Annotated in this window: 19 protein-coding genes and 1 tRNA gene; 6 read left to right on the top strand and 14 right to left on the bottom strand. The window is 36.3% G+C overall.

The window, feature by feature from the left end:
- Window positions 1-265 precede the first annotated feature (265 nt).
- Entirely contained in the window at window positions 266-1585 is a 1320-nt protein-coding gene (locus AB6B24_RS05690) for a LysM peptidoglycan-binding domain-containing protein (protein WP_311803913.1), read from the top strand.
- A 38-nt stretch (window positions 1586-1623) separates the two neighbouring features.
- Here the strand turns inward: AB6B24_RS05690 and AB6B24_RS05695 are convergent, their stop codons facing one another.
- From AB6B24_RS05695 to AB6B24_RS05715, 5 genes are all read right to left on the bottom strand, one after another.
- Window positions 1624-1908 carry a hypothetical protein gene (locus AB6B24_RS05695; RefSeq protein ID WP_003131192.1) on the bottom strand — a complete coding sequence of 95 codons (285 nt, stop codon included), beginning with the start codon at window positions 1906-1908 and terminating at the stop codon, window positions 1624-1626.
- Window positions 1905-2453: a DUF6036 family nucleotidyltransferase gene (locus AB6B24_RS05700; RefSeq protein ID WP_003131191.1), complete on the bottom strand. Its 549-nt coding sequence runs from the start codon at window positions 2451-2453 to the stop codon at window positions 1905-1907. Before AB6B24_RS05700 ends, AB6B24_RS05695 begins: the two co-directional genes overlap by 4 nt.
- A 118-nt stretch (window positions 2454-2571) precedes the next feature.
- Entirely contained in the window at window positions 2572-3084 is a 513-nt protein-coding gene (locus AB6B24_RS05705; protein ID WP_195936290.1) for a cysteine hydrolase family protein, read from the bottom strand.
- A gap of 164 nt (window positions 3085-3248) precedes the next feature.
- Window positions 3249-4094, bottom strand: coding sequence for an aldo/keto reductase (locus AB6B24_RS05710; protein WP_003131189.1), 846 nt, complete (start codon window positions 4092-4094; stop codon window positions 3249-3251).
- 64 nt (window positions 4095-4158) lie between these two features.
- Window positions 4159-4623 carry a GyrI-like domain-containing protein gene (locus AB6B24_RS05715; RefSeq protein WP_311803912.1) on the bottom strand — a complete coding sequence of 155 codons (465 nt, stop codon included), beginning with the start codon at window positions 4621-4623 and terminating at the stop codon, window positions 4159-4161.
- 213 nt (window positions 4624-4836) lie between these two features.
- Here AB6B24_RS05715 and AB6B24_RS05720 point away from each other — a divergent pair, with 213 nt between their 5' ends.
- From AB6B24_RS05720 to AB6B24_RS05730, 3 genes are all read left to right on the top strand, one after another.
- Window positions 4837-5313: an S-ribosylhomocysteine lyase gene (locus AB6B24_RS05720; protein WP_311803902.1), complete on the top strand. Its 477-nt coding sequence runs from the start codon at window positions 4837-4839 to the stop codon at window positions 5311-5313.
- A gap of 186 nt (window positions 5314-5499) precedes the next feature.
- Entirely contained in the window at window positions 5500-5667 is a 168-nt protein-coding gene (locus AB6B24_RS05725) for a hypothetical protein (RefSeq protein ID WP_003131184.1), read from the top strand.
- Window positions 5651-6670, top strand: coding sequence for a Gfo/Idh/MocA family oxidoreductase (locus tag AB6B24_RS05730; protein WP_058219115.1), 1020 nt, complete (start codon window positions 5651-5653; stop codon window positions 6668-6670). Before AB6B24_RS05725 ends, AB6B24_RS05730 begins: the two co-directional genes overlap by 17 nt.
- A 45-nt stretch (window positions 6671-6715) precedes the next feature.
- Here the strand turns inward: AB6B24_RS05730 and AB6B24_RS05735 are convergent, their stop codons facing one another.
- The 5 genes from AB6B24_RS05735 to AB6B24_RS05755 all read right to left on the bottom strand — a co-directional run bounded on the left by AB6B24_RS05735 (window position 6716) and on the right by AB6B24_RS05755 (window position 12735).
- The gene (locus AB6B24_RS05735) at window positions 6716-7369 is read right to left on the bottom strand and encodes a YcjF family protein (protein ID WP_010905251.1); all 654 of its coding nucleotides are present in this window, start codon (window positions 7367-7369) and stop codon (window positions 6716-6718) included.
- Between the two features lie 96 nt (window positions 7370-7465).
- Window positions 7466-9343 carry an ABC transporter ATP-binding protein gene (locus AB6B24_RS05740; protein WP_311803901.1) on the bottom strand — a complete coding sequence of 626 codons (1878 nt, stop codon included), beginning with the start codon at window positions 9341-9343 and terminating at the stop codon, window positions 7466-7468.
- Window positions 9340-11175, bottom strand: a complete 1836-nt coding sequence (locus AB6B24_RS05745) for an ABC transporter ATP-binding protein (RefSeq protein WP_369164306.1) — start codon at window positions 11173-11175, stop codon at window positions 9340-9342. Before AB6B24_RS05745 ends, AB6B24_RS05740 begins: the two co-directional genes overlap by 4 nt.
- Before the next feature lie 170 nt (window positions 11176-11345).
- Complete coding sequence (locus AB6B24_RS05750) at window positions 11346-11759, bottom strand: DUF1398 domain-containing protein (protein WP_003131176.1); 414 nt, start codon at window positions 11757-11759, stop codon at window positions 11346-11348.
- Window positions 11760-11907: 148 nt separating this feature from the next.
- Window positions 11908-12735, bottom strand: coding sequence for an NAD(P)H-hydrate dehydratase (locus AB6B24_RS05755; RefSeq protein ID WP_311803899.1), 828 nt, complete (start codon window positions 12733-12735; stop codon window positions 11908-11910).
- A 140-nt stretch (window positions 12736-12875) separates the two neighbouring features.
- Between AB6B24_RS05755 and AB6B24_RS05760 the strand changes: the two genes are divergently transcribed.
- Together AB6B24_RS05760 and AB6B24_RS05765 are read left to right on the top strand one after the other, a co-directional pair.
- Window positions 12876-14150, top strand: coding sequence for an NAD(P)/FAD-dependent oxidoreductase (locus AB6B24_RS05760; protein ID WP_311805342.1), 1275 nt, complete (start codon window positions 12876-12878; stop codon window positions 14148-14150).
- Window positions 14151-14216: 66 nt separating this feature from the next.
- Window positions 14217-14302: transfer RNA gene (locus AB6B24_RS05765), tRNA-Leu, on the top strand.
- A gap of 79 nt (window positions 14303-14381) precedes the next feature.
- On the opposite strand, the gene AB6B24_RS05770 is transcribed toward AB6B24_RS05765, so the two are convergent.
- The 4 genes from AB6B24_RS05770 to AB6B24_RS05785 form a co-directional block, all read right to left on the bottom strand.
- Window positions 14382-16304: a fructose-bisphosphatase class III gene (locus tag AB6B24_RS05770; RefSeq protein WP_311805344.1), complete on the bottom strand. Its 1923-nt coding sequence runs from the start codon at window positions 16302-16304 to the stop codon at window positions 14382-14384.
- 191 nt (window positions 16305-16495) lie between these two features.
- Window positions 16496-17665, bottom strand: coding sequence for a class I SAM-dependent rRNA methyltransferase (locus AB6B24_RS05775; protein WP_311805346.1), 1170 nt, complete (start codon window positions 17663-17665; stop codon window positions 16496-16498).
- Between the two features lie 97 nt (window positions 17666-17762).
- The gene (locus AB6B24_RS05780) at window positions 17763-18905 is read right to left on the bottom strand and encodes an ABC transporter permease (RefSeq protein WP_153242084.1); all 1143 of its coding nucleotides are present in this window, start codon (window positions 18903-18905) and stop codon (window positions 17763-17765) included.
- Window positions 18902-19648 (bottom strand): ABC transporter ATP-binding protein, encoded by a 747-nt coding sequence (locus AB6B24_RS05785; RefSeq protein WP_153242083.1) that lies wholly within the window; start codon window positions 19646-19648, stop codon window positions 18902-18904. The genes AB6B24_RS05780 and AB6B24_RS05785 overlap by 4 nt, the downstream gene beginning before the upstream one ends.
- Between the last annotated feature and the right edge of the window lie 152 nt (window positions 19649-19800).

Genomic DNA, 19800 nt, shown 5'->3' on the forward strand with positions numbered 1-19800 from the left:
AACACACACAATATCTTGTGTTGCTTGTTTTCATTCCCTTTTCTCAATTTCGCAAAGCAAAATATAATCTCTTTGTATTCAAAACGTAATTAATGCGTCTTAAATCAGACTTTTTCTCTAAATTCTCACATTTTCTAGCCAATATAAAACATTAAATAAAAAACGTTTACAAACCGCCACATAATTGTCATCTTTTTCTTCCATTAACCGTGGTAAAATAGGGTAGTACTTATTTTATTCTGTATTTTCAGGAAAGGAATTATTTATGCCAGTTTCTCGTATTAAAGTTAAAAATAGACATTTAAAAAAGAAAGCTAAAAAACCACTGGCTTTTTATAAACCAGCGACCAAATTTGCTGGCGCTGTTCTCATTGCGGGAACTTTGACGACCACTCATGAGCTTTTGCTCCAACAAACAAGCCCAGTGGTTCAAGCCGCAACAAATTCGACAGAAGCTTTTATTGAAAGTATTGCTGCATCAGCAAAACCAGTTGCCGATAGTAATGGTCTTTATCCTTCAGTTATGATTGCCCAAGCTATTTTGGAAAGTAACTGGGGTTCAAGCCAACTTTCTCGTGCCCCCTATTATAATTTATTCGGTATTCAAGGAACTTATCAAGGAAAAAGCGTTGTTTTTAAAACTCAAGAATATCTCAATGGTAAATGGGTCACAAAAGATATGCCATTTAGGGTTTATCCTTCCTTTAATCAAAGTTTCCAAGACAATGCTTATGTTTTAAAAACTACAAACTTTGGAAATGGTCCTTATTACGCTAAAGCTTGGCGAGCAAACGCGGCAACTTATCAAGATGCAACCGCAGCTTTAACAGGAAAATATGCAACTGACCCTAATTATGGTGCTTCCCTGAATCGAATTATCTCTCAATATAATTTGACTCGTTTTGACGGCGCTTCTTCTGCTGGTAATTCTAACACCGGTGGTTCGACAGTTACAAATACCAATAACAATTCAAATACAAGTACAAGCTCAACCACTTATACGGTTAAATCTGGCGATACACTTTGGGGAATTTCGCAAAAATATGGAATTAGTGTTGCTCAAATCCAAAGCGCAAACAATCTTAAAAGTACAGTCATCTATATTGGGCAAAAGCTTGTATTGACAACTTCAAGTTCTTCGTCTAATACAAATAGTTCAACTTCTTCAGGAAATTCTGCCGCAACTACAACGCCTACTACTTCGGTCACTCCTGCCAAACCAGCTTCACAGACGACGATTAAGGTTAAATCTGGTGATACACTTTGGGGACTCTCTGTCAAATATAAAACGACGATTGCTCAACTCAAGAGTTGGAATCATTTAAATTCTGATACAATTTATATTGGACAAAACTTGATCGTTTCACAATCTGCTGGTTCCTCAAGTTCTTCAACAGGTTCAAGCTCAGCCTCTACGAGCTCAACTTCTAACTCTTCTGCAGCTTCCTCTATCCATAAGGTTGTTAAAGGAGATACACTTTGGGGACTTTCACAAAAATCTGGTAGCCCAATTGCTTCAATTAAGGCTTGGAATCATTTATCAAGTGATACCATTTTAATTGGTCAATATCTTCGTATTAAATAAATTGTAATTTATAAAACATAAAAAGAATGAAAGTTAATTCATTCTTTTTTTAATTCTTTTAAAACAGACTGAAGATGAATCGATTGAGTCGGTTCAGACATGCCAACAGTCATTTCCCAAGGTGTTGTCTCTTTTTCAAGCGCGAGTTCAAGAAAAACGCGTTGAAATGAAGTTAATTCTTCAGAACTCATTAAATAATCAATATCTGTTTTTGAAAGTAAAATTTTGTCCCGTTGAATCACTTTATTTAAATAACGGACCCAAAGTTCTAAATTCCATTTAGACTTTTGAGCAGCATTCAGGAGATATTCAATCCACGTCATTGCAATAACCTCAGTATTTTTGGATTTTTTCGTAAATAATTTTTTAAGGCTTCTTCGCCATAAGCTAAACTAAAAGCCTCTAAAATGACCGCTGGGTCTGCTGAACCATCTGTATGTTTAAATCGTTCTAGGAGAGGATCTGGGCTTTCAATTTTTAATTTTTTCATTATTTTTGCGATGTCTGGAACATCTTTGGTTCGGCCAGCCTGTATTTTATCGATAAGAATAGATTCGAGTGATGACAGACCAACAGTCAAATGACTTTCCACAAAAATAATTGTTTCATCTGTTTTTGAATGAGACATGACTTCACCGACTGCTTGACTCAACCAAGGTTCATTAGAGGTTCCGACATGAAATTCTTCACCAATTTCTTGAATGATTTTTTCAACTTTTTCGGTACTTTCATAAAAGGCATCTATATCCTCTGTTGCCTTCATTCCATAATATTCAAGCACGAAACCACCAACACAATGTAAGTGAAGTTGCAAATTTTCTTCTGAAAGTTTTTCGTTCAAGCGGGAAAATAATTGATGATAATCCAAATTTATACCTCGCACTCACCTTCAAAATTTTTCTTATTTCTCACTCCATTATCAATTATCATAAGGATTTTGTCAAGTTGAAATTACTGACAGACCTGCCAGTAACTTTTTACCAAAATTAGGCATTCGTGATTTCTATTTGACAAGAACGCATTGTTTCAAGTGCTGCCAAATGTTTTTCAGGTGAAACTCCAGCACAGCAAGAAGCATCAACACTTATTTTTACTTCTGGCGCATAGGCTTTGATTAACAAGGCATTGGAAACAACACAAATATCCGTACAAATTCCGACAAGTTCAACTTCATCATAATTTTCATCTCGAATAAATTCTGCCAATGTTCTGGAACCAAAAGTTGTTTTTTCAAAAATTTTAGCAAAGCCAACTTGAGCTTCTTTACGAATTTCCCAACCAAAAGTACCATTTTGACAATGAATAACTGGCAGATTTTTGCCTTCTTGTGTCGTTAAATAATCTTCAAAATGGGTGTCTTGGGTTGCTAGACGATTTTCTTTAGAATATTGAGAGAGTTTTTCAATAACATTTGGGACAATGGCTTGTGCTTCTTTCGTGCCCAAACTTCCATCAATAAAATCATTTTGAAAATCAACTAAAACAAGTGCTTTTTTCATCATTTCTCCTTGATATTTGATCATTTTTTTTATTATAGCAAAAATCTAAAAAGCCTGTCAGCAAAATTTTACTGACAGACCTTTTTTAAATTACTGACCAAATTCTCTGCTGTCTTTTAAGAGATGTAAACAATCTTTCAGTAAAATATGTTCATAATTATTCTTTAGAAATCAACTTCATCAGGGTTTTTAGCCAAACCAGCTTTTCCATGAAGGCTGTCAATAAAAGCAATATCTTCAATACTTAAATCAAAATCAAAGATTTCTGCATTTTCTTTAATTCTTGCAGGGGTTACTGATTTAGGAAGTGGTAAATATCCTTTGTGAAGAGACCAACGCAATACCACTTGAGCAATACTCTTGTTGTATTTACTTGCCAAATCTGCAAGTTCTGGAACTTCAAAGATTTTACCTGTTCCAAGCGGGCTGTAAGCCTCAGTCAAGATATTGTTGTCAACATTAAAACTTACAATTTCTTCTTGTTGATCACTTGGGTTGACCATAATTTGGTTAACTGCTGGTTTAATTTCAGCAAATTTCAACAATGGTTTTAGGTGACGTGGGTGGAAGTTTGAAACACCAATCGCACGGATTTTACCAGCTTTTACGCCTGCTTCCATGGCTTTCCAAACTGCAAGATTACGTGTTTCAAAATCAGGGCGGAATGCTTTAGGATTTGGCCAATGAATGAGGTACAAATCAACATAATCAAGTCCCAATTTTTTCAAGGATTCATCCAAGGCTTTCGCAGCGTCCTCTGTTGTTCCTACACCCCAAAGTTTTGTTGTAACGAAAAGTTCCTCACGGGGAATTCCTGAATCAGCAATTGCTTGACCGACTGATTCTTCATTTTTATAAACTGCCGCTGTATCAATATGACGATATCCTGCTTCAAGTGCTGCTTTTACCGCATTATAAGCTTCTTCTCCGCTCGCAGATTGCCAAGTTCCAAAGCCAACTTTTGGAATTTTAATGCCATTGTTTAGTGTGTAAGTGTCTGTTAATGTCATGATTTTTTCTCCTTAGTAATTTTTAAAATACAACAACTCGTCATCAATGAAACTATTTGGACTTTTATATTCTTTCAATTGGAAACCATAGTTCTAACTCTTCAGGATTTTCTGCCGAAATTGATTGATGTTCTTGTACTGCTCCAACAATTTCTAAATCATTTTGAGTTAAATAATTCCACATGTTTGAATAAGTCTTGTTCATTTCATAAGTTGTTGTTTCAACAACGAAATAACGAAAACCTGGAAGTGTCCATTTAGTCCAATTTTCAGGCTTTTCCGCTGAATTTTCAACTTCAACACCTGCCAGATAGAGTCCACCATTATTCCATGGTTTAAATTGCCCTGATTCATCGGACATGGCCCCCCAAATTGTGAGTGGCTGCTTAATCAAATGAATAATTTCCTCAAAAGCGTTGGTTGCTTCTTGCCAGAGTGGTGGAATCCAAATGTCAGCTTCTTGTGCTTTACCTAAGCCTTCTTTTCCAATGACGGAGAAAGATGACTTTTCAACTTCTCTGATGTTCACTTCCCCTCCTCACTCTTTTTGACAATGATGTTTCTTGCTTTTTTAAGCAATAAGGCTTCTTTTGAAACCGTTATAAAGTCATTTTACCACTTTATAATTAAAATGAAAAAATATTTCGCTCAAAAAATGATAGAATAGAATTAGAATTTAAAATAAAGGAGGAGATACTAACAAGGCTGACTTTTATCAGCTAAGTTTTGTATCCTATATCTTATGGCTGAAGTAGAATCTTTTCAATTAGACCACACAAAAGTACTTGCCCCTTATGTCCGCTTAATCGGTAGCGAAACTGGGCCTAAAGGCGATGTTATCACTAATTTTGACGTTCGTTTTGTTCAACCTAATGCGAATGCCATTGGAATGGCCGCTTTACATACTATTGAGCATAGCATGGCTAGTTTAATTCGCGATAGAATTGATGGCATGATTGACTTTTCGCCTTTTGGATGTCAAACTGGTTTCCACATGATTATGTGGGGTGAACATCGTTCAGAAGAAATTGCTAAAGTAATTAAGTCTTCTCTAGAAGAGCTTGCAAGTGACGAATTTGGTTGGGATAATGTCCCTGGTGTTGCTGAAAAAGAATGCGGAAATTACCGTAATCACTCACTTTTCGGTGCTAAAGAATGGTCTAAGAAAATTCTTTCTGAAGGAATTTCTACTGACCCTTACGAACGTAAAGTAATTTAAAGTTTACTCTAAAAGTTCAGCATTTTTAAATTACAAGTGCAACTTCATTTCCTTTAGTAAGGAATTTAATCGGTCAAATTTTTACTGACAGCTCTGTCAGTAACTTTTTGACTTTTATCAGTCAAATCCACTTAGAAAGGAACTGAATTCAGTAGGCACTTTGCTTACTGAAACCTAATTTATCTTATGGGAAAATATCAACTTGATAATAAAGGACAGAAATCTGTCGGAAAATTTCACGAAAAAAACTCAACGGTAGGCGGAAAAGGCATCAATACAAAGAATGCCACTCAAGCTAAAATTGAAGCCCTCCGTGCCAAAATGGAGAATAAAAAGAATGACAAAAAAGCTTAATATTGCCTATGTTGGTTTTGGTAAATCAACAAATCGCTATCATATTCCTTACGTGAAAGAACGTGAGAATATTGTGATTAAACGAATTGTCAACCGGACTTTGGGAAAACGTCCTGAACAAGCAGAATTAGAAGCAAATGGAACTTTGTTCTCCACTGACATCGCTGATATTATTAACGATGATTCAATTGATTTAGTAGTCATTGTAACTCCAGCTTTTGCTCACTATGACTATGCTAAGGAACTCCTTTCAGCTGGAAAAAATGTACTCTGTGATAAACCATTAGTCGAAACTTTGGAACAAGCTAAAGAATTGGTAGCTCTTGCCAAAGAAAAAAATCTTTTCTTCATGCCTTTCCAAAATCGACGCTTTGACAGCGACTTTTTAACCGTCAAAAAAGTGATTGAGCAAGGTTATTTGGGTGATTTGGTAGATATCACTGTCAATATGGACCACTTTAGACCTAATGATGCCAGTCAAGGTGGAAATTTTGATGGCGCTTGGTATGGTCACGGTGTTCATTTAGTGGACCAAATGGTTTCACTTTTTGGCGCTCCCAAAGAAGTTCAATATGATATTCGAGCAACAAGAGATTATGACAGTGTCGATGACTATTTTTCTGTCAATCTTCTTTATCCAAACTTGCGAGCAACTGTTGCTGCTACTGAAGTCGCTGCTCTACCACATCCAAAATGGCTTGTTTATGGTACGAAAGGAACTTTCATCAAAATGGATGTTGACCAACAAGAAAATGATTTAAAAGTTGGCATGTTCCCAGGTGATGAAGGTTTTGGGCAAGACAGTCCAGCTGATTTTGGGCAACTTACCTATTTCAATCAAAATGGTGACCGCATTGTGAAGCATATTCCAACGGTTGCTGGTGATTATGGTAGAGTTTATGATTCAGCTTATGAATCAATTATTAATGGAGCTGACAAGTTGGTTTCCGATGAACAAATTTTGGCTGTCATTAAAACTTTGGAAAATGGTTTTTCTAAATAATAATAAAAAGACTTATCAACTGATAAGTCTTTTTTTACTGACAGCCTATTTTTTCTTATTGGCTTTTTGTAATTTACTGACCAAACCTTTGAATTGACCTTCAAAAGTCAGGACATTATTGAAAATATCTTCGCCATCATTAAGCATTTTGACAGTTACCCAGCCTAAGGCTTCTGTAATTGTTGTCGCCACTGTGGCATTAATTGCTCCACCTGCAATTGTTCCAACCGCAGGAACAAATTTTAAAACATTTCCTACAAGGCTTCGACCTAAACCAACAACAACTAATTCCTTAGTGATTCCTTTTGCCAATGCTTCTGACCAAGAAGCCCCAAATATCTTATAAAGTCGCATCATCATTGTCAATTGAATCGGAACAAGCAAGACGGCATCTGAAAAGGGAATTGGTGAAAAGCCAACAATTGCCGCCGTCAAGGTAGCGAAATGAATGGTTTCATGGCATTTCCTTCGCGTTTGACTGTCGACTCCAACCAAAAATTCATCAAAGAGGTGGTCAAATTTCTGAGAATTGCTAGCTAAAAACTGCTCTGCTTTCGCTTTTGAAACAGTTAAAGAAGAACTGATTATTTTTGCGGAACGAGCAGGCATTTTTTTGAGCACTTGATTAAAAAACTCCTCAAAAGCTGCATTGCTTTCTTGATCATTTTCTTTTATTTTCTTGTCTGATTTTTTAAACATTATCGCTCCTTCTCGCCTATTTTTAACTCATTATAACAAAATAGACGCTTAATAAACAAAAAAATCAATCAAAAAGAGACTGATTTTTTTGATATCTTATTTTGCAAATTGTGAATTATAAAGGCTGGCATATAATCCATTTTCTTTAAGGAGACTTTCATGGTTCCCCATTTCCACAATATTTCCATTTTCCATAACCAAAATCTGATTGGCATCACGAATAGTTGATAAACGGTGAGCAACGACAAAGCTTGTCCGTCCTTTTAATAAACGATTCATCGCTGATTGAATCAGGCGCTCCGTTCTTGTATCTACACTGGATGTGGCTTCATCCAAAATCAATATTTCTGGATTTGCTAAAAAGGCACGGGCGATGGTTAATAACTGCCTTTGACCCTGAGAAATATTGCTTGCGGCTTCATTCAAAAGTGTTTGATAACCTTGAGGTAAAGTGGTGATAAATTCATCAGCATGTGCCATTTTAGCTGCTTGAATCACTTCTTCTTGTGTTGCTTCAAGACGACCATACTGTAAATTATCCATAATTGTCCCTGAGAACAACCAGGTTTCTTGTAAAACCATTGCCATCCGTCCACGTAATTGTTCACGGTCAATTTCGCGAATGTCTTTTCCTTCAAGTAAAATTTTCCCCGAAGTGACATCGTAAAATCGTTCAAGCAAGTTAATCATTGTTGTTTTACCTGCTCCAGTTGGACCCACAATGGCAATCATTTGCCCAACTTCAACGGAAAAATTAACATCTGTCATTAAGGATTGATTTTCATTATAAGAAAATGCGACTTGGTCAAAATTGATGAAATCAGTCTTGTCAATCGCCCCTAAATTACTGACAGCATTTTTTGAACTTTCGTCAGCAACTTTTTCACTGACAGGAATTCCGTCAGTCATTTCTTTTTCATCTAATACTTCAAAAATTCGTTCGGCTGACGCAACTGTAGCCTGAATGGTATTGAGCATATTCGAGATATTTGTGATTGGCTGTGCAAATTGATTGGTATATTGCAACATGGCTTGAACATCTCCGAGATTAACCGTCCCTGAAATAACTTTAAGGCCACCAATTACGGCCATGGCTAAGTAATCTAAATTATTGATAAATCGCATGGTTGGATAAATCAAAGTCGATACAAATTGAGCTTTCCAAGCTGATTTATAAAAATTATCATTTCTTTTTGCGAATTCTTTTTCAGCTGAGGCTTCATGATTGAATGTTTTAATGACTGCATGCCCTGCATAATTTTCTTCAATTTGGTCATTCAATAATCCCAGATTTTTTTGTTGTTCAGCAAAGAATTTTTGCGATAAAGGTGCGACAATCCTTACCGTAATCATTGCCAAAGGAACTGTGATAAAGGCAACAAGTGCCAACTGCCAAGAAATGGTCAACATGAAATAAATAGTTCCAACAAATTGCAAGAGACTTGTGATAAGCTGAATCAAAGTTTGATTTAAAGTCCCTGAAATATTATCCATATCATTTATCATTCGACTCATGATATCCCCATGACTATGGCTATCATAATATGAAACTGGCAATTTTTTCATTTTGTTTTTAAATTCACGACGTAAAGTATAAACTGTTCGTTGCGAAATGCGTGTCATAATGCTTTGTTGCAAAATCCCAGAGATAAATGAAATCAGATAAATGACCATGACATAAAGCAAAATAGATTCGACCTTAGCCATGTCAATTTGAATTGCGGTATGATTTTTTAGACTTTGTGTTACGCCATCAAATATCACTGTGGTTGCATTTCCCAAAATTTTGGGTGCCTGAACCGACAAAATGACTGACAGCGAAGCAATTAAAATTGAAAAAAGAAGTCCCCATAAATCTCTGCGCATATATTTGAAAAGTCGAATAATCGTTGGAAAGAAATTTTGAGCTCGCCGACCTTTTTGAAAACGGTCAGCCCCTTTGCCACCTCGATTGAGATAATTTCCTCTCATCATTGGTCATCACCTCCTCTGGCGGTCAAATGTGCAATTGAAACACCCATCTTGACCAAATCATCATCCGAGAGTTGAGATTGCATTGTTTCTTGATATTGCGGACATGATTTTGCCAAACTTTCATGAGTACCAAGTCCTACGGCAATTCCATTTTCTAAAACTAAGATTTGGTCAGCTGACATGACAGTTGCGATTCTTTGAGCCACAATCACCTTGATTTTATTTTTATGTTTTTCCGAATGATTAATAGCTGTTCGTAATTGTCTGTCAGTAGCAAAGTCCAAGGCCGAAAATGAATCGTCAAATAGATAAATTTCTGCCTCTTTAATCAAGGTTCTAGCAATCGAAATTCTTTGTTTTTGACCACCAGAGAAATTTGCGCCATTTTGTTCGACCGCCAGCTCAAGTCCACCTTGTTCACGAACGAAATCAGCAGCTTGTGCAATTTCCAAAGCTTGCCACATTTCTTCATCTGTTGCATCACTTTTCCCAAATTGAAGATTCGAGCGGACAGTTCCCGAAAAAAGTTGAGCTTTTTGTTGCGTAAAAGAAACTTTTTCATGCAAGTCATACTGTGAAATTTGGCGAATATCAGTACCATCAATTGTGACACTTCCATTTGTCGGGTCAATTAATCTGGCAATCAAATTCAAAATCGTTGATTTACCAGAACCAGTCCCCCCAATAATTGCTAAGGTCTGACCAGCTGCTACATTTACTGACAAGTCACTTAGCGCTTGTCTTTTTGCTTCATCAAATTTGAAAGATACATGATTAAGAGCTAGAGCATTGCTGACAGAATTACTTTCAGACAACTTGTCGTTACCGTCAGAGGATAGCCGTTGGCGCTTTAGCGCCTCTACGGATATGCTCGAATTTTCATTAGTAATTTTATCTTTAGTGTCCAAAACTTCTCGAACCCGTACAGCCGAGACTTGAGCCCTTGGCAACATAACAGCAACTGCTGATAATTGCATAAATGACATCAAAATCTGTGTGGCATAGGTCAAAAAGGCAACTAATGAACCCATTTCCATCATATTTTTACTGATAAGATGAGCGCCAAACCAAACAATTCCAATTTTTGTAAAACTGAGAATAACTGTCATAATTGGCATTAACATCGCAATCGTCGTCAAAACCACTTGACTGGTATGTGTCAAATCACGGTTAGCCTCATCAAATTTATCAATTTCATATTGGTCTCGTCTAAAAGCACGAATCACCCGAACACCAGTCAAACCTTGTTGAAAAATCAGATTAATTTTATCAACTTTTGTTTGCATTGACCGAAACCGTGGCATGGAAATAGCAATATTAATAACGACAGCCAAAGTTAAAATAGGCAGGGCAATCAAAAAAACCAGCAGTAAATCATGTGATAATTTCCAAGCCATGAAAATAGAACCAATGAGCATCATTGGCGCCATGAGCATCATTCGTAACATCGTTTGAAAGACATTTTGCAATTGAGTCACATCATTTGTTGTACGTGTAATTAAAGTGGCATCACCAAATTCCTGAAAGTTGCGCTCGTCCATGAATAAAACTTTCTTAAATAAATCATGGCGTAATTTTAAGCCCAATCCTTGAGATTGTTTGGAAGCAAAATAAACATTTCCAATTGCCGAAAGCCAACTGGCCAGGGAAACGAAAAGCATGATTAGACCCATAAACCAGATATATTTCATATCAGATTGACCAATACCTTTATTGATAATATCCGCTGTAATCGTTGGAAGCCAAAGATTAGTCACAACTTGAATAACTAACAAAAAAAGTGCCCAAAATACAGGCCAAAAATTTAAATATCGCCTTCCAATCGTTAGCATAATTTCCCCTTTTCCCCAGAAACTACCCTTAGTAGTTTTTCTTTATTTTTCTTAGTTTTCATTCAAATATTATAGCACTTTTATCAGAAATTAACAGAAAAGTTACTGACAGAATGATTAATTTAGTAAATAATTTTACCAAATATTTTAATCATTCTGTCAGTAACTTTTTAATGAATTTCGACTGCTGGATAGGCCTCAACATAGCTTTCTCCTTGACTTCCTAGATAAGTGACTTTTCTTTCTGAAAAATCAGCTTCATAAGAAATCACACCAGCTTCCCAAGTGGCACTCAAGAATTCCGGAAAAGTCGTTTGTCCAGCTTGGTCAGCCCGCAAGGCCTTAATCAAAGCTTCTTGGTCAAAAACTGGCACCTCATGAAAACCACTCACCATTGGTGAATTGGTCACGCTAATTACGCCAGCGCTTGTCCAAAACGTGCTTTGTCCGGCAGGAAGGGTCCAAACATTTTTTAAAACTCCAGCTTCTCGCATACATTCAGCCAAGTATGGAAAACCACCTACTTTTGGACGAATTTTCTCTGCTTTTTTCATGGCGCCTTGCACAAGTTCAATTGCATTCATCTTTCGACCTCATCTTCATTTATTTTGATGATTAATTATAACAAAAATTCTAAGAAAAACATGCTGACGGAGGACTGAAATTTTCGTCAGTAATTTTTTTATTCCCAACTTCAATACTCCCCTTGTCGCATTGAACTGACAGAATTAATCAGCATTCATATTTTTTCATAAATAATGGAATTTCTTCAATCAATCGACTTGGCAAGACCACATATGATTTCCGAGCTAAGACACTTGCAATTAAACTATGCAAGTAAGTTGCAGCAGCAACGACTTCCTCTGCTTCTCCATGAAACTGAGCTAAAAAGCCACCAACCATCCCGGCTAAAGTGTCCCCCATTCCCCCAGTTGCCTGAGCTGGACTTCCTATTTTCAAGATAAATGATTCCCGATTTGGCGCAAAAATTCGTGTTTCTGAAGATTTAGCAACGACAATCGCTCCGAGTTGATTAACAAAATCTTGAACTTCTTCTTTGGTTTGTTGACCAATTTTCAAACCAGAAAGTCGTTCCAATTCCATTTCATGAGGTGTAAACACCGTATTTTCAGGAAATGGTAAGTCTAAATGCTCTCTGGCAAAAAGTGTCAGTGCCGAACCATCAATGACTAACTTTTGATTTTCTGTCAGTAAATTCAAAATTTCTGTCAGTAAATCTAGTCTTTCTAAGCCCAATCCTGGGCCAATAACAATAACGTCAGCAGCTTTTGCTACTTCTCTTAGCTTTATCAAATCATCAAAATCTAAAGTCATTGCTTCTGGAAGTCTTGCCTGTAAAGCACTATGATTTTCTTTAGCCAGTGCCACAGAAACTAAGCCCGCACCTGAATAAACTGCACTTGTCGTCGCCAAAATAGCCGCACCACCATATTGACGATTACCGCCAATCACTAATAAGCGACCATAAGTTCCTTTGTAAGAAGCTTTTTTACGTTTTTTAATTACTTTTGCTAGAATTTCATCAGTCAGTTCAATCATAATGCTATTTTACCGCATTTCATATCGATTTCCAATATCAAATATCAATATTTAAAATCCTTATCGCTCGCTGAATTTAAATTTACTATTTTTCAATACTCTTTCCCCTATTTCTGCTCACATCATGTTAAAATTAAAGCATGACAAAATCAGCTAAAACATTTGACGTTATCGTTGTTGGCGCAGGCCCTTCTGGAATGATGGCTGCCATCTCAGCCGCGCAAAACGGAGCAAAAGTTGCTCTTATTGATAAAAATAAAAAAGTCGGAAAAAAATTATTAATGACAGGTGGCGGACGCTGTAATGTGACAAATGCCCGCTCTGTTGACGAAATATTAACAAATGTTCCTGGAAATGGTCGTTTTCTTCATTCAGCCTTTTCTCAATTTTCTAACCTTGATATTATCGAATTTTTTGAAAGCAATGGTGTTAAATTAAAAGAAGAAGACCACGGGCGCATGTTCCCTATAACCGACAAATCAAAAACAATTGTTGATGCCCTCTTCAATAAAATTTTGAGCCTCCATGTTTCTTATTTTCCAAGCCAAGCAGTGGATAAGCTTCTCATTGAAAACGGAGCGGTAATTGGTCTTGAAACGGATAGCGAGAGCTTTTTAAGCCCTACAATTATCCTCTCAACAGGCGGACGCGCATATCCTTCCACAGGTTCAACTGGTGATGGCTATCGTTTAGCACGCTCAGCAGGGCATAGTATTTCACAACTCTATGCCACTGAATCTGCCCTGATTTCTGACGAACCATTCATTTTAGACAAAAGTCTTCAAGGCATTTCCCTACGCGAAATCAAACTCTCAGTACTCAATTCTAAGGGAAAAGCAATCATCTCTCATCAGCATGACTTATTATTTACACATTTCGGAATTTCTGGTCCAGCTGCTCTGCGTTGTTCAAGTTTCATTAACCAACTCCTTGCTAAAGGTGAAAAAATGGTCACAGTCAGCTTAGACCAATTCCCCGAAAAAAAGTTGGGCTCTTTGAAAAATGAACTGACTAGCCTTTCTAAAACAGATAAATCAATTAAAAATGCCTTCTCAGGATTGACCCAAGAACGTATGCTTCTATTTATCCTTGAAAAAGCTGGAATTGACCCTGGTCTTTCTGCCAAGACGCTATCTGAGCAGCAAATTGATAAAATCGCTAGTCTTTTCAAAAATTGGCAAATCACAGTTAGCAAAACTTTACCAATTGAGAAATCTTTTGTAACAGGTGGCGGTGTTTCTCTCAAAGAAATAAATCCTAAAAGTATGGAAAGTAAACAAACCCAAGGCTTATTCATGACCGGTGAACTTTTAGATATTAATGGATACACTGGCGGTTATAATATTACCTGCGCCTTTGTGACAGGTTTTGTTGCTGGAAAACACGCTGCCCAAATTGCTTCTTATTTCCAATAATAAGTCAGCCCTAGCTCAGGCTTGCACATTCTTTATAGAAATGGTACTATATTAAAGTACTGTTTTGCGGTGGTGGCGGAATTGGCAGACGCGCAGGATTAAGGATCCTGTCGGGAATTTTCTTGGTGCGGGTTCAAGTCCCGCCCACCGCACTAATATTAACTCGGCTAAGGCTGAGTTTTTTTATTGTCTTTTTTGGAAAACAAATAAAAAGTACCAACACTGGTACTTTTAAAATTCCTCATAATGTTCAAAAAGGACTTCTAAATCTGCTATTTCACTTAACAAAGTTTGGCCAACATTTGTATCCTTGACTCGTTTTCTTTGGTCAACTTCGGCTACCAAGCGTTTCAGGCTAATAATATCCGTCCCTTTTTCAACTGCTTCTTTAACGGTTGAAAAGGGTTGATGAGCAACCAGTTGAATGCCAAAACTATTATAAAGAAGAGTATATCCAGCAATTCCTGTTTCCTTTTGATAAGCTTTTGCAAAACCACCATCTATCACAATCAACTTTCCATCTGCTTTGATTGGATTTTCACCATTTTTTTCTTTGATAGGGGTGTGCCCATTCACCAAATGTCCCTCTTCATCTAAACCAAAGTTTTCTAAAATTTTCCTGATAATTTCAGCTTCCTCACGCAATTGATAATAAGGATTTTTCTTTTCCACATGCGTTTTCTTATCCTTGATATAATAGCGTTCAAAGGTTGTCATTGCCGTTTTACCAAATAATGAAGAGCATTCTCCCACCCAAAGATACCACATCAAATCTGTAGCTAAATCCGTCGAATTTTCTGGATGAGCGAGACATTTTCTAACCTCTTGGTCAAAGAAATCAAGCAAATCACGGCCAGCATGAGCCTCTTTGTTAACCGTAAATGATTTAAAATCACCATTTTCATGTAAGGGAAGACAGCCATGAATCAACAAGTTACCATTGTAAGAAAGATACATAGCTCCCTTTTCTTGTAAAAATTCAACATGACGTTTAAGTTTATCAGAACTTCTAAAATTATTTAATAAATGGCTGATTATTTTTTCTTCTTCAACAGTCAAACTTTCAGGCTGCTCAGGATTTACTGTAGGCGCTTGAAAATCAGTTAATTCATAAACTTCAGTTCCCAATTTTATTGTTTTTTCGGAAAAATCAATGAAATGAAGGACGTCACGATGTTCAAGTTGAAAATCAGGTCGGCGTTTTATCAACTGACTCTCTAACTTAAATTGTAAAATGGCTGTGGCTTCTTGTAATTTATTAAGGAGTGCCTTTTCATCATCTGACAAACGAACCCCTTCGACCAAACGTGGTTGAAAAGCCTCACTTGGCTCATAATAACGTTCAGCATACTCTAAAATCATCCGTAAATTAATCCCATAAGATTCTTCAAGAATATCGAGATTTCCATAGCGGGCACAGATTCTAATTACATTCATCATGGCTAAAGGTGAACCACTAAAAGCTGCCATCCATACAATATCATGATTTCCCCATTGAACATCAACTGAGGGCATTTTTATTAAGCGGTCAATGATTTTATCTGGATAAGGTCCTCGATCATAAATATCTCCCACCACATGAAGGTGGTCAACCGTCAATCTGCGAATCGTATCTGCAAGTGCAACAATTAAGCGAGTAAGTTCACCCAAATTTTGCAATTGCGAAAGGATTGAATCAAAATAATCTCTTTTATCAGTTGTCGAATCAACTTCATTGATTAACTCTTCTAAGATATATCGAAATTTTTCTGGAAAAGCTTTTCGGACTTTTGAACGAGTATATTTTTGACCGACAAATTTTACAGTCTTTAAAAGATAAACTAAATTGATTCGACAATAGTTCTCAAATTCTTCTGTCTCTTTTAGTTGACACTCAGAATCTAGTTTTTCTTGTGGATAATAAATCAAGGTTGCAAGTGATGATATTTCTGTCGCAGAAAATTCTGGAAAACAATCTCTAAGTTTTTCTTTGATACTGCCAGAACCATTTCTCAAAACATGATTAAAAGCATCATATTCACCATGCACATCACTCATAAAATGCTCTGTTGCTTTTGGTAGTTCACAAATAGCACTCAAATTAATAATTTCTGTCAGTACTGCTTCCTTTGACGAAAACTGTTTTTTTAGTAATTGATAATATTTTTTATCCATAATAAAAGTAAATGAGGTTTCGATCCCTCATTCACACTCTGCTTTCTATCTAAAAAAGTCGGGAATTATTAGACTTATTCTTGCATTTTATCATATAGAAAGCAGATAGTAAAGCGCTCACATTTGTAATTAATCATTATTTCTGTCAGTAAAATTTTTACTGACAAAAAAATCTGTCAGTAATTGACAGATTATTTTTTGATTTTAATAAATAACACTTTAAGATAATTTCCTTCTGGAAAGCTGTCAGCAATATGAAAATCAGCTGGTAATTTTTCTTCTTGGAAAACGGTAAATTTTACTCCCTTATTTTTGAGCGCTTCTTCAATCATTTGACGGAATTTTTTATCAGAAACATTTGCTGCATTTGTTGATGCAATTAATGTCCCATTATTTTCTAAAATTTCAACAGCTTCCTTAACAAGGTCGCCATAATTTTTAGCTACTGAGAATGTTTTTTTACCATTTCTGGCAAATGAAGGAGGGTCGAGGACAACCATGTCATAAGTCAATTCTTTTTTCTTAGCATAATTAAAATAACCAAAAACATCCATCACATAGATTTTTTGACTCTCTGGCTCAATTCCATTGACCAAAAATTGTTCTCTCGTTTTATCAAGCGAACGTTTTGCCAAATCAACTGACGTTGTTTGACTGCTCCCTCCAAAAGCTGCTGCAACTGAAAAAGCCCCTGTATAACTAAACATATTTAGTAAAGTTTTACCAGTTGAAAGACCGCCCGCAAGTGCCCCACGAACTTTTTTTTGGTCAAGAAAAATTCCTGTCATTAATCCTTCATTTAGATAAGTCGCATAAGTCACGCCATTTTCCATGACCAACAAAGGTTCAGCCGCTTCTTGGCCAAAAATATGTTGACTTTCTAAAGCAGCCTCAGAAAAACGAAGTTTTTCATAAGCCCCTTTAATATCTGGGAAAACGACTTGAAAAGCCTTAACAATCGCTTTTTTTTGACTATATATAAATTGATTGTACCAAGAAAAGACAGCAAAACCATTATAAAAATCAATGGTTAAGCCACCTAATCCATCTCCTTCACCATTAAAAAGACGAAAGGCGTTCGTTAATTCATCCTGATAGAAGTTCGCCCGTAAAGCGCGTGCATTGACAAATTTTTCCACATAAAAATGATGGTCAATTTTTACTGACGAAGAATCTAAAAGCCAACCCACTCCTTTATTTTGTTTTGAAAGATAACCTGTTCCAAGCGCTTGCCCTTTTTCATCAAAAAATTGTGCAAAATCATCCTCCAAGAAGGGTGAATTTAAATCTTCTGCCACCAAAAGTGGATAACCAGCCCGCAATTTCTTTGCTGCTTTTGTCCGTACTGTAATTTTTTTCATGCTTTAATTATAACAAAAAAGTACTTTCTTTTTCTTTTAAAAACCAAAATAACCACCAGATAGACTATCCAGTAGTTATGTAATCAAAAGCATATTTTTAAGTCCGACGAACATTTTTCAAAGCTAAAACATTCGCAAGATAGAGCAGCGCCGCAAAAAGGAGCATAATGAACAAATCAAACCAGATTCCAGAGAATCCTACTCCTCTTTTAACTACCTCTTGCATGGCAGAAATTCCATAATAAACCGGAATACAATGAGCGATTCCTTGAAGAATGACAGGCATCGTATCCACAGGAATCAAACCAGAAAATAAAAATTGGGGAACAATCGCTAAAGGAATCATCTGTACAAATTGAAATTCTGTTTTTGCTAATGTGGATAAGAGTAATCCAAACAATAAAGCGATGATGGCGATAAAGAAATTAATGACAAAGACCCAGCCAATATTTCCGTTATTATGAACCCCTAAAATCCAATAAGTAAAAACAACCATGAGTGCTGTTTGAATCATTGCAAGAATTCCATAACTCAAAGTATAGCCCGTCACGATTTCAGTTCGTTTCACAGGAGTGACTAACATTCTCCCCAGCGTCCCTGAGGTTCGCTCGTTCACTAATGAAATACCTGAAATTAGAAGCACCAAGAAGAAAGCAAAGGCTCCAACTAAAATCGGTGCTAAATCATCAAAAGTAGCATTTGTACTACTAGGATCTCCGTACAAATAGTGACTCGTTACTTTATACTGCTCTGTATCAACCCTGAAATTTGTTGAAAAACTTTGACCTGATGTTTGAGGTAACTTACTTATCAAATTTTGCAGAGCCTGCTTAGTCTCCTCTTTAGTTGCCTTAACTTGGCTTTCTTGAATGACTTGTGTTAAAAGTAGCTTAATCGCAGAACTTGTTCCATTTGACTGATTAGCATAACTAACATCAATATTTTTTCCCGAAATACTAACAATTGCACTCAAATCTTTCTCATTCATTGTTGAGCGATTATTTTCAGAAACACTAATCACTTTCAGATGTGCTTTATCATCTGGCATATCCTTCAAAGCTCTTGTTAATTCTGTATTATCAGACTTCAAACCCACTCTGTAAGCAGTATTTGACGGCACTTGAAAGAGAAAGTACATGAGCGTCAAAATAAATATTGGAGCTAAAAACATCATTGCTAACGTCCTAGGGTCACCACGCCGTTGAAGCATAATTCGTTTAAAGATAGCAAGTGTTCTCATTTCGCTGCCCCCTTATTTTCTAATTCTAAATTTTTTCCCGCAACAATAAAGGCTTCCTCAACCGAGGCAACTTGATACTTTTCCTTAATTTCCTTTGGCGAACCTTCTGCTATAAATTTACCATTTCTAAGCATCAGTACGACATCACAACGTTCAGCTTCATCCATAACATGCGTCGTAATTAATATTGTTTTCCCTTGATTTGCTTGATTTCGCAGCTCTTCCCAAATTTCTTGACGCAATTCTGGATCAATCCCAACAGTTGGTTCATCTAAAAGTAAAATCGGAGCATCCGTTTGCAGAGCAATAGCGAGTGATAAGCGCCTTTGCATTCCTCCTGAATAATTAGAAATTGATTGATTTAACTGCTTAGTCAGATTTACTGTAGCAGCTGCCTTATCAAGTTTTCCTTGTAAATCCTTTTTTTTGATTCCTTGCAAAGAACCAAAAAATTCTAAATTTTGTTTGCCGGTCAATTCCTTAAATAAGGCGTCTTCTTGCGCCATATAGCCTAATTTCCCAAATACTTCTCTGTCAGGAATTTTTCTTTCAAGAATCTCAACATTGCCAGAATCCAATTTTTGCATTCCAACAATGGCTTTGATAAAGGTTGACTTCCCAGCTCCAGAAGGTCCAATTAAACAAATAATTTTTCCACTTTCAAATTCATAGGATAAATGGTCTAATATTGCCTTATCGCCAAATTTCACACTAATATCATTAATAGCAATCGGTGATTTCATCTTATTCTCCTTTGATGGCATAAACTTTCTTTAGATTTAATGTTAAACTAATTGTAACACTTCATTTTTGAACCTCAAATCATTTTACCCTTTAGAAACTGCATATAAAAGTTATTTTGTAGTATAATGATAAGAACTTTAAGTTTTGAGGA

Source organism: Lactococcus sp. AK05 (assembly GCF_041026685.1).
Taxonomy (GTDB): domain Bacteria; phylum Bacillota; class Bacilli; order Lactobacillales; family Streptococcaceae; genus Lactococcus; species Lactococcus lactis.

Coding starts and splice junctions, on each gene's coding strand:
- AB6B24_RS05725 (WP_003131184.1), top strand. CDS start 5,500: ATGGGAAAATATCAACTTGATAATAAAGGACAGAAATCTGTCGGAAAA.
- AB6B24_RS05755 (WP_311803899.1), bottom strand. CDS start 12,735: ATGATTGAACTGACTGATGAAATTCTAGCAAAAGTAATTAAAAAACGT.
- AB6B24_RS05745 (WP_369164306.1), bottom strand. CDS start 11,175: ATGCTAACGATTGGAAGGCGATATTTAAATTTTTGGCCTGTATTTTGG.
- AB6B24_RS05720 (WP_311803902.1), top strand. CDS start 4,837: ATGGCTGAAGTAGAATCTTTTCAATTAGACCACACAAAAGTACTTGCC.
- AB6B24_RS05760 (WP_311805342.1), top strand. CDS start 12,876: ATGACAAAATCAGCTAAAACATTTGACGTTATCGTTGTTGGCGCAGGC.
- AB6B24_RS05690 (WP_311803913.1), top strand. CDS start 266: ATGCCAGTTTCTCGTATTAAAGTTAAAAATAGACATTTAAAAAAGAAA.
- AB6B24_RS05695 (WP_003131192.1), bottom strand. CDS start 1,908: ATGACGTGGATTGAATATCTCCTGAATGCTGCTCAAAAGTCTAAATGG.
- AB6B24_RS05735 (WP_010905251.1), bottom strand. CDS start 7,369: ATGTTTAAAAAATCAGACAAGAAAATAAAAGAAAATGATCAAGAAAGC.
- AB6B24_RS05775 (WP_311805346.1), bottom strand. CDS start 17,665: ATGAAAAAAATTACAGTACGGACAAAAGCAGCAAAGAAATTGCGGGCT.
- AB6B24_RS05770 (WP_311805344.1), bottom strand. CDS start 16,304: ATGGATAAAAAATATTATCAATTACTAAAAAAACAGTTTTCGTCAAAG.
- AB6B24_RS05730 (WP_058219115.1), top strand. CDS start 5,651: ATGACAAAAAAGCTTAATATTGCCTATGTTGGTTTTGGTAAATCAACA.
- AB6B24_RS05780 (WP_153242084.1), bottom strand. CDS start 18,905: ATGAGAACACTTGCTATCTTTAAACGAATTATGCTTCAACGGCGTGGT.
- AB6B24_RS05785 (WP_153242083.1), bottom strand. CDS start 19,648: ATGAAATCACCGATTGCTATTAATGATATTAGTGTGAAATTTGGCGAT.
- AB6B24_RS05750 (WP_003131176.1), bottom strand. CDS start 11,759: ATGAATGCAATTGAACTTGTGCAAGGCGCCATGAAAAAAGCAGAGAAA.
- AB6B24_RS05710 (WP_003131189.1), bottom strand. CDS start 4,094: ATGACATTAACAGACACTTACACACTAAACAATGGCATTAAAATTCCA.
- AB6B24_RS05740 (WP_311803901.1), bottom strand. CDS start 9,343: ATGATGAGAGGAAATTATCTCAATCGAGGTGGCAAAGGGGCTGACCGT.
- AB6B24_RS05705 (WP_195936290.1), bottom strand. CDS start 3,084: ATGAAAAAAGCACTTGTTTTAGTTGATTTTCAAAATGATTTTATTGAT.